The sequence below is a fragment of the Nocardia sp. NPDC051990 genome (genome assembly GCF_040680755.1).
GTDB lineage: Bacteria > Actinomycetota > Actinomycetes > Mycobacteriales > Mycobacteriaceae > Nocardia.
The window spans coordinates 57,530-67,568 of the sequence record NZ_JBFAXH010000028.1 but is presented as its reverse complement, the minus strand read 5'-3'; the positions used below and the strand labels follow the sequence as shown (position 1 = coordinate 67,568).

7 protein-coding genes are annotated in these 10,039 nt (G+C 65.3%); 1 reads left to right on the top strand and 6 read right to left on the bottom strand.

From position 1 onward, the window contains the following. The coding region (locus AB0L63_RS31270; RefSeq protein WP_364508289.1) for a cbb3-type cytochrome c oxidase subunit I at window positions 1-1,275 on the bottom strand (1,275 nt) is incomplete at its 3' end. Between the two features lie 387 nt (window positions 1,276-1,662). Here AB0L63_RS31270 and AB0L63_RS31265 point away from each other — a divergent pair. Next, window positions 1,663-3,615, top strand: coding sequence for a cytochrome c oxidase assembly protein (locus tag AB0L63_RS31265; RefSeq protein ID WP_364508286.1), 1,953 nt, complete (start codon window positions 1,663-1,665; stop codon window positions 3,613-3,615). A 1-nt stretch (window position 3,616) separates the two neighbouring features. Here AB0L63_RS31265 and AB0L63_RS31260 read toward each other — a convergent pair whose 3' ends face one another. From AB0L63_RS31260 to AB0L63_RS31240, 5 genes are all read right to left on the bottom strand, one after another. Next, entirely contained in the window at window positions 3,617-5,869 is a 2,253-nt protein-coding gene (locus tag AB0L63_RS31260) for a heavy metal translocating P-type ATPase (protein ID WP_364508298.1), read from the bottom strand. 43 nt (window positions 5,870-5,912) lie between these two features. Further along, window positions 5,913-6,725, bottom strand: a complete 813-nt coding sequence (locus AB0L63_RS31255; protein WP_364508283.1) for a zf-HC2 domain-containing protein — start codon at window positions 6,723-6,725, stop codon at window positions 5,913-5,915. 243 nt (window positions 6,726-6,968) lie between these two features. Beyond that, window positions 6,969-7,808, bottom strand: a complete 840-nt coding sequence (locus tag AB0L63_RS31250) for an ABC transporter ATP-binding protein (RefSeq protein ID WP_364508279.1) — start codon at window positions 7,806-7,808, stop codon at window positions 6,969-6,971. Next, entirely contained in the window at window positions 7,805-8,854 is a 1,050-nt protein-coding gene (locus tag AB0L63_RS31245) for an iron ABC transporter permease (RefSeq protein WP_364508276.1), read from the bottom strand. Before AB0L63_RS31245 ends, AB0L63_RS31250 begins: the two co-directional genes overlap by 4 nt. Continuing rightward, on the bottom strand, window positions 8,851-9,894 hold the full coding sequence (locus tag AB0L63_RS31240; RefSeq protein ID WP_364508273.1) for an ABC transporter substrate-binding protein: 1,044 nt from the start codon (window positions 9,892-9,894) through the stop codon (window positions 8,851-8,853). The genes AB0L63_RS31245 and AB0L63_RS31240 overlap by 4 nt, the downstream gene beginning before the upstream one ends. Between the last annotated feature and the right edge of the window lie 145 nt (window positions 9,895-10,039).

Here is a 10,039-nt window from a genome sequence, read left to right as displayed (position 1 = left end):
CAGCATGCGGCCGGTCATCTTCGGGAACCAGAAATAGATACCCGCGAACGTCGCGAACACGATGGTGCCGAAGAGCACGTAGTGGAAGTGCGCGACCACGAAATAGGTGTCGGTGACATGGAAATCCAGCGGCGGGCTGGCCAGGATGACACCGGACAGACCACCGAACAGGAAGGTGACGAGGAAGCCGATGGAGAACAGCATCGGTGATTCGAAGGTCAGCTGACCGCGCCACATGGTGCCGATCCAGTTGAAGAACTTCACACCCGTCGGCACCGCGATCAGGAAGGTCATGAACGAGAAGAACGGCAGCAACACGGCACCGGTGGCGAACATGTGGTGCGCCCACACCGCCATCGACAGCGCCGCGATGCCGAGGGTCGCGTAGACCAGCGTGGTGTAACCGAAGATCGGCTTGCGCGAGAAAACCGGGAAGATCTCCGAGACGATGCCGAAGAACGGCAACGCGACGACGTACACCTCGGGATGCCCGAAGAACCAGAACAAGTGTTGCCACAGCAATGTTCCGCCGGTGGCCGGATTGTAGATATGCCCGCCAAGGTGCCGGTCGACCTCCAGCCCCATCAGTCCCGCCGCCAGAATCGGAAAGACAAGCAGCACAAGCACACTGGTGACGAAGATATTCCAGGTGAAAATCGGCATCCGGAACATCGTCAGGCCAGGGGCGCGCAGGCAAACCACCGTCGTGGACATATTGACGGCGCCGAGGATGGTACTGACACCGCTGAGCACCAACCCCATGATCCACAGATCAGCACCCGCGCCGGGTGAGTGCTGGATACTGGTCAGCGGCGAGTAGGCCGTCCATCCGTAGTCGGCCGGGCCGCCGGGGGTGACGAATCCTGCCGTCGCGATCGATGCGCCGAACAGATACATCCAATAGCTCAACGCGTTGAGCCGGGGGAACGCGACATCCGGCGACCCGATCTGTAGCGGTAACACCGCGTTTGCGAAGCCGAACACAATCGGCGTCGCATAGAACAGCAACATGATCGTGCCGTGCATGGTGAACAGCTGATTGAACTGTTCGGTCGACAGGAACTGCAGACCGGGTCGCGCCAGTTCCGCGCGCATCAGCAATGCCAGCAGACCACCGATGAAGAAGAACGCCATCGCGGTAGTCACGTACATGACCCCGAGCACCTTGGGGTCGGTGGTCGTGATCATCTTCCAGATATAGGAGCCTTTTGGGCCCGTCCGCTGCGGATAGGGCCGAACCGCTTCGAGTTGAGTCACAGCCACGGCTGTCGCCACCCTTCCGATCGCCGAGAGCAGCCTTGTCCGGATTATGCGCCTGTTCGATCTGCGACATGGGCGCTTTGCGCCATCGCCGCTGTCGTGTCCGCGTCCACGGTAAGAGTTCGACTGCGTCCACGGTGGGATGTGCGCCGGTCACGCGCGCCGTAGCGCCATCCACTGGTTCTTCGCCATGGGGTGCGCTTCCACTGCGTCGGTTGCGGTGCGCGTTCCGATAGTTTCGGCACCGTGTACCCCGTCGCTGTCCGACCAGGACCGCCATGTGAGGTGCGTCGCACCAGCAGCGGCCCGGGAACTGGCATCGGGCCGCGGCCGACCTGTATGCGAGGGCTGGCACATCCATTGCCCGCCGCGGCGCTTCCGTTTCGAGGATTGGTGTAAAACGTGCAGGTCAAGCGCTCATCCGACCACCTGGTGTGGCTGATCGCCGCGCTCGCCGCCGGCGTGCTCGTGCTCATCTCGGTGCTCGCGGCCGGTGCGATGCCCTATCGGTCGGCGGGTATCGCCTATCCCGGGTTCGTCGATGTCCTGCTGTATGTCGCGCTGCGCGTGGTCGCCGCGCTGGCGGGCGCGATGACCCTTGGCGCGTTGATCTACGCACTGTGCTGCACTGTCGTCACCGCGCGCGGTCGCGTCGATGCAGACGGATTTGCCGGTGTCCGGGTGGCGGAGCGGATGAGTCTCGTGTGGCTCGTGGCGGCACTGGTCCTGATTCCGGTGAGTGCGGCGAATACGGGCGGGCTCTCGATGAGTGCCGCGCTGGAGCGGGGTGCGATCGGCGCGCTGATCGATGCGAGCGAGCGGCCGAAGGCGTGGATCGTGGTCGCGGTGCTGGCCGGTGTCGTCGCGCTGGTGACCCGCCTGACCTTGGCATGGACCGGACTTGTTGTGCCGACAGTGCTGGCGCTGCTCGCGGTGCTGCCGCCCGCCATGGTCGGCAATGCGGGGGAGGGGCCGAATCACGACTTCGGCACCGGCGCGATGATCATTTTCCAACTTGCGGTCTCGGTGCTGCCGGGGCTGGCGTGGTGTGTGGCGGCGCAGGTGCGGCGCAACGGTTCCCAGGTCGCGACCGCGGTTCGGCGATACGCGCGCATCGGGCTGTTGTGTCTCGCCGCGGCGACGCTCAGCGGATTGGTGCTCGGGGCCATCCTGTTGCCGTGGTCGGCGCTGTTGCGCAGCGGCTACGGTCGGCTCGCTCTGATGGTCGTCGTGGCGGCCGCCGCTATGGGGATCATGCTGAGAAGGATTGCCGCCGGGCATGATTCGAGCACGGGTTGGCTGATCTCCGGAACCGGCGCGCTGTCGGTTGTGGTGACCGCCGCACTGGTGTCGATGGCTGTCCAGCCGGCCCCGGCCTTCGCCGATCGCTCGTTCACCGCGCAAGAGATTTTCCTCGGTTTCGATCTGCCAGGGAAGGCCCACTTCTGGCGGCTGATCACCATGTGGCGCTTCGATATCGTCCTCGGCACCGCCGCTCTCGCCGGTATCGCACTGTATGCCGCCGGGGTGCTGCGGCTGCGGCGGCGCGGTGACATCTGGTCGCCGTGGCGCACGCTGTCCTGGACGAGCGGCTGCGTGGCCCTGCTGATTTCGACGTCATCGGGCATCGGCGCGTACGGCTATGCCATGTTCAGCATGCACATGATCACGCATATGGCGCTCAATATGTTCGTACCGGTGCTGCTGGTACTCGGCGCGCCGGTGACCCTGCTGATGCGCGCCGTCCCGGCCGCACCCAAGGACGCGGTTCCCGGTATACGCGAATGGGTGCTGTGGATCCTGCATTCCCGCCCGACCGCGCTGCTGGCCCATCCCGGCACCGCGATCACGGCCTTCGTGGTCTCGCTCTACGGCCTGTACTTCACGCCACTGTTCCAGAACCTGATCCGCTATCACTGGGGGCACGTCTTGATGAACGTGCACTTCCTGATCATCGGCTATCTGTTCTACTGGGCCATTATCGGTATCGATCCGGGTCCGCGCCGCCTGCCGCATCTCGGTCGGCTCGGTATGTTGTTCGCCATCATGCCGTTTCACGCCTTCTTCGGCGTCGCGGTGATGTCGATGAATTCGATCATCGGCGAACGCTTCTATGAACAACTCCAGTTGCCCTGGTATATGGACCTGATGGCCGATCAGCGGGTCGGCGGCGGTATTGCCTGGGTCTCCGGCGAAATTCCGGTCCTGCTGGTGGTCGGTGCGCTGCTGACCCAGTGGGTGGCCCAGGATCGGCGCACCGCGGTGCGCACCGACCGCAAGGACGATGAATACGGTGACTCCGAACTCGCCGCCTATAACGCCATGCTGGAGAAGCTGGCGCAGTCGCGCCGCTGACTTAGCGCCCGAACCGAACCCGCCGCAGCCGCAGGCTGTTCGAGACCACGAAGAACGAGGAGAACGCCATGGCGGCACCGGCGATCAACGGATTCAGCAGGCCGAGTACGGCCACCGGAATGGCGACCACGTTATAACCGAAGGCCCACGCCAGATTGCCCTTGATGGTGCGCAGGGTGGCGTGCGCGAGTTCGATGGCGTCGGCGACGGCCGCGAGATCGTCGCGGACCAGGATGACATCGGCCGCCGCGATCGCGACATCGGTACCCGCTCCGATCGCCATCCCGAGGTCGGCGGTGGCCAGCGCGGCGCCGTCATTGATCCCATCGCCGACCATGACAATGCGACGGCCCTGCTCCTGCATGCGGGCGATCAACTCGACCTTGCCCTCCGGAAGCAGTTCGGCGACAACCGTATCGATCCCGATCTCATCCGCGACCGACTGTGCGGCATAGGCATTGTCGCCGGTGAACATCATGACGCGCAGGCCGAGCGCGTGCAGCCGGGCAATGGCATCGGCAGCGGTGTCCTTCACGGTATCGGCGACCGTGATCACCGCGCAGGCCGCACCATCCACTACCACCAGCACCGCGGTGTGCCCCACGCGTTCCCCTTGGCGTACAGCACGACTCAGTGTTTGCGGTACGCCGATACCGCGATCGTGCAGCAGGCGCAGTCGTCCGACCAGCACCTCGCGACCTGCCACCACACCGCGCGCACCCAAACCCGGTAGTGCCGTGAAGGATTCGACCTCCGGCAGATCGTCGAGGACGGTCTTGGCATGTCGAGTGATGGCCGCGGCCACGGCATGTTCGGAGGCCGCCTCCACCGCACCCGCCAGTCGCAACACCTCGTCCTCGGTCAGCGGATCCGGCACGGTCACCCCGACGACGCTCATCACGCCATTGGTGACGGTCCCGGTCTTGTCCAGCACCACCGTGTCCACATCGCGGGTGGCTTCGAGCGCCTGATGCCCCTTGATGAAGATCCCCAGCTGCGCACCGCGCCCGGAGGTCACCATCAGCGCCGTCGGAATCGCCAGGCCCAGCGCGCACGGGCAGGCGACCACGAGCACCGCAAGGGCGGCCGATGCGGCGCGGTCCACGCCGAAACCGAGGAGCCACCAGGTCGCGAAACTGCCTGCTGCCACGGCGAAGACGAACGGTACGAAGACCGAGGAGACCCGGTCGGCCACGCGTTGCATGCGCGCCTTCCCGGTCTGCGCCTGCTCGACCAATCGGATCATGCCGGAGAGCTTCGTATCCGCGCCCACCGCGGCCGCTTCCACGATCAGTCGCCCGGTGAGTGCGGTGGTGCCGCCGATGACCGCCATCCCCTCGGTCACCTCGACCGGAACGGATTCGCCGGTCATGGCGCTGGCATCCACACTCGAAGCACCGGAAACCACGAGGCCGTCGGTGGCGATGGTCTCGCCGGGACGTACCACGAACCGCTGCCCCTCGACGAGCTCGCCGATGGGGACCCGCATTTCGCGATTGTCGCGGGTGAGCACCGTGACCTCGCGGGCTCCCAGCGCGGCAAGCGCACGCAGCGCACTGCCCGCCGTACGCTTGGCCTTTGCCTCGAAATACCGTCCGGCGAGTACGAAGGTGGTGACACCCGCGGCGGCTTCGAGATAGATCGAATCACCGGACCAGAACGCGTCCCATACGCCGCCCGGGGTTTCGGTCCGGTCCGCGTGCAGGAACATGGTGTCCAGCGACCATAGTGTCGCGGTGGTCACACCGACGGATACCAGCGTGTCCATGCTCGCGGTGAAATTCTTCGCACCCGCCAAGGCCTTTCGATGCATTGGCGCGGCCGCCCACACCACCACCGGCAGTGCCAGCACGGTCAGGATCACCTGCCAGCCGGTGATTCGGGTGGCCGGGACCATCGCGAACATCACCGACAGATCGGCGAGCGGAAAGAACAGCAGTAGCGCGACGACCAAGCGCCGGAACAGATCCCGGACCGCCGCTTCTTCGGGGGCGGCGGATACGGGTCCGGTGCGATCGGTGATCGGCTCCGCGCCGTACCCGGCCGCGACCACCTCGGCGCAGAGCTGGTCAGCCGAAATATCCTCGGCCGCCTCGACGGTAGCGATGCCGGTCGCATAGTTCACCGAAGCGAGTACGCCGTTGATCTTATTGAGCTTGCGTTCCACTCGGTTCGCGCAAGCGGCACAGGTCATTCCGGATACCGCGAGCGAAATCCGGGTTGTCGCGGGTTCCACACGAGCGCCAGCCCGCATCGGATCGCTACGCAATGCTGTATTCATTCGATTCCGTTCGGTCTCAGGCGGCCGGATTTCGGGTCAGGCGGAGTTGGCCGGTGCGGCGGCCGAATCGGGCACCGGGCGGCAGGACGAGTTCGGTGAGCGCCGGATTGCTCGTTCGGGTCGGTGGCGAGGTTTCCGGTCGGCGGGTGCGATGCACCACCACGACCAGCACCAGCGCGGCGACCAGAATGCCGTGCGAGAGCACCCGGGAGATCGGCACGACCCCCGAATACAGATCACCGATGACAAAGGCCGTGAGCGTCGTCACCAGCACACCGAGCACCGGCAGCACACCCGAGGTGGCGTGCGGTCGCAGCGCGCAATAGCCGAATCCGATGCCGATCGCCAGGCTCCACGCGGTCGACTCGTTCATCAGATGCCGGGTCATCTCGGCGCCGTGGTGCTGGGTCATGCCGAAGTCGAATCCGGCGAACTGACCGATCGCCAGCGCGCATTGCGCGACCCCGAGGAGGCCGAGTAACAGCCTGGTCCACTCGGCGCGGCCGAGCCAGGAAAGTGATGTGCGCCACATCAATTCGCGCGGGCGTTCGAGATCGGCGGCGGCGAAGATGGCGTCGGTGAGGTCGGGTGCGTACGACGAAGCGGTGCGCAGCAGACGCGCGGTTTCCACGGCAGCCGCGTACCAGGAACAGCACTGCGCGCACTGTTCCAGGTGTTCGTCGACGCGCGCCGCAGGCACGGTTTCGCGTTCGCCATCGATCCGGGCCGATAGCGCGGTCCGGCATACCTTGCACTCCACATCCAGATTGTCGGCTGCCGGGACCACAAAGTTCCCACGGGGTTGCGCACGGGTTACTGTCGAGCTCATGCCGACGCCCACCGGGGATGACCGAGACGACTCAGCTGACCTCAGCGGCGGCGCGTGGGGATCGACGAGCTGGAGGCCGTTATTCGGGCCACCCAGAAGGATGTCTGGCGGTTGTCGGCCCATCTCCCCGAGCTGTCGCATGCCGATGATCTGACCGGACAATTCCGCGGGCTGCTCGGCGAGCCGCGCGAACGGCTGCCCCGGCTTTCCGCTGAGTACGAATCCCCACCGGGGAACGGCTCATCATCGGGCGGCCAAAGGCTTTGCCGCGTAATGCAATCGGATAATGCCGTCGTCGTATCGCTCCGCGGTGGCATTGACACCGAAGACATCACGCAGCAGCTCGGTGGTCATGACCTCGAGCACCGCACCCGCCGCGACGACCTTGCCGTGTTCGATAACCACCAGCTGATCACAGCAGCGCACCGCCAGCTCCAATTCGTGCAGTACAGCCAGTGTGGTGATACCGGTCGAGCGGACCAGGTCGAGCAGTTCGAATCGGGCGCGTACGTCGAGATGGTTGGTCAGTTCATCGAGCACGAGCAGGCGCGGTTGCTGTGCGAGTGCCCTGGCCAGCAGCACCCGCTGACGCTCACCACCCGATAGCGAGCCGACCGGGCGTTCGGCGTACTCGGTGACACCGGTGCGCGCCAGGGCATCCGCGACCGCCGCATGATCGGCGGCGGTATCCCGACTGAACAGCCCGTGATGCGGATTGCGGCCAAGGCCGACCAACTCCGCGACCGTCAATTCCGGTGCACCCGAACCATTCTGGAGCACCGCGGCCGTGGTGCGCGCCGCCGCACCCACCGACAATGCGCCGATATCGGTGTCGTCGATCAGCACCGTGCCCCGATCCGGTCGCAACGAGCGATAGATGGCGCGTAACAGCGTCGTCTTACCGCTGCCATTCGGCCCCACCACGCCGACGAAGGATCCTGGCGGAGCATGCAGCGTCGCCGCGTCCAGTACCCGTGCGCCCCCGAATGCGATTGTGATCCCGACAACCGACAACTCCGCGGTTCCTGCATCGTGTGTCTCCGCGGGCATGGCACCCGACGACGGAGCGAAATGCCACGTCATGCCGGACCTCCGTCACGGCGGAGCAACCAGAGGAAGAACGGCGCGCCGAAGGCGGCGGTGAAGATTCCGAGCGGGAGTTCGGTGGGGGCGTCGATGGTTCGCGACAACAGGTCGACGAGAACCAGGTAGGCCGCGCCCAGTAGTGCGGCCAGGGGTAGTACCCGACGATGGTCCATGCCGAAGGCCAGGCGCACCAGATGCGGAATCATCAAGCCCACGAAGCCGATTCCGCCCGCCACCGCGATCAGCACACCGGTCAGCAGGGAGGCCAGCACCAGCAGAACGATCCGGGTTCTGCGGACGTCGACGCCGAGTGCGGTCGCCTGTTCGTCGCCGGTGCCGAGCACATTCAGGCGACGGCCGAAGGCCAGCGCGACGGCGACGACCACGAGGACCACCAGCGTGACCGGCCCGAGCCGGGACCAGCTCGCGCCGGACACACTGCCCATGGTCCAGAACATGACCGCGCGAAGCTCGTTCGGGGTCGCACGCAACTGGAGGTAGTTCGTCGCCGCCAGTAGGAGATACCCGACGGCGACACCGGCCAGCACCAGGCGGGTCGGAGTCAGGGTGCCACGCCGCTGACCGAGTGTGAAAACCACTGCGGCGGTGCCGATTGCACCGAGGAATGCGGCGGCCGAGACACCGATACCGCCGAGTGCCGCACCCGCGGTGACAATGACGGTCACCGCACCGAGCGCGGCGCCGGAAGACAAGCCGAGCACATAAGGATCGGCAAGCGGATTGTTCACCAGCGCTTGCAGAATCACGCCCGAGATCGCCAATCCACAGCCGCACAGCGCCGCGAGAATGACCCGGGGGAGACGATAGTTCCAGACGATCTGGTCGACGGTGAACCCGACATCCGGTGTCCGACCCGATAAGTGGGCGAGGATGACTCGGCAGGTATCGGCAACGGAGACCGTAACCGATCCAGCGCCGATGGATACCAGCATGACCACGAACAGAATGGCCAGTGAGACGGCAATCGCGATGGGCAGCGGTACCGTTGCGAGCAACCGCTGTCGTCGAGGCGCGCTCGTCATCGGAGCTGTTCGGGATGGACGAGTCTGGCGATCTTGTCCACCGCGATGTCATTGCTCGGGCCGAGGTAGATCGAATCCGAGAGCACCGTGTAGTTGGTGTTCTTGCTCGCGTTCCACTGTGGGAACTGTTCGAGGATCCGCTTGGCCGCGCCGTCGATATCGGGATTGCGGTAGTCGACGACGATGAGTCCGTCGATCGGGGTGACGGCGAGTTGTTCCTTGCTGATCGCCACGAAAGTCGTTCCGTCCGTTCGGTTGAACGGGTTCGCCGCACCGGCCTTGTCGATCAGGTCGTTCCAGATGCCGCCCGCCGCAATGGCCGAGAAGTCACCCGCATCGCCCATATCCATACCGGGGAAGATGAGCAGCACATTCTTCTCGGGCTGACCGGCAACCCGCGCGGATGTCTCAGCGATCTTGCGCCCGGTGTCTTCGATGAGCTTTTCGGCGCGGCCGGGAACATCGAAGATCGTGCCGAAATCGCGCAGCATGGCGTAACTGTCCTCGATGGTCGGCGTGCCGGTGACCGCGCCGGTCGCACCGCAATTGGCGCGGGGCACATAGGTATTGGCACCCGCGCTGGACAACTCGGCACGGGTGGCGAAACCCTGATCGGCGGAGAAGCCACCGCCTCCGGTGGAGATGACGAGATCGGGATGTTGCGCGAGCATGGCCTCGCGGGCAATGTCCTGCAGGTTGTTCGGGGTGATACCGCCGGTCGGCAGGGCCGCGATGGCATCGGCGCGGCTGGGCACGTCGGAGGCGCCGTAGGACTGGGCATTGGCGACGACGCGATCCGCGACACCGAGGGCGACCAGCGATGAAATCTCGCCGATGGAGCCGCCGTTCATCACCACGACCCGTCTCGGTGCCTCGGTGAAGGTGTAGCTCGTACCGCAGTTCGCCACGGTGACGGGATATTTCGTGACCCCCTCGGTCGCGGCGGCGGGTGTAGTAGATGCGAATTCGGTGACCGTGGTCGAACATCCGGTGACGGTGAGGGTGCCGACGGCCAAGGCCAGCACAGCGGCACGTTTCATGGGCGGGAGCGGCCTTTCGATGCGTCGGTATTCTGCATGGCCACTTAGTCGGACGGTGCCACGCCCTGGTTCCCGGAAATATTTCGCATCCGTTACCGTGTAGCGCGCACGATCCCTGTACAGACTCGACCGACCCTGCTTCACT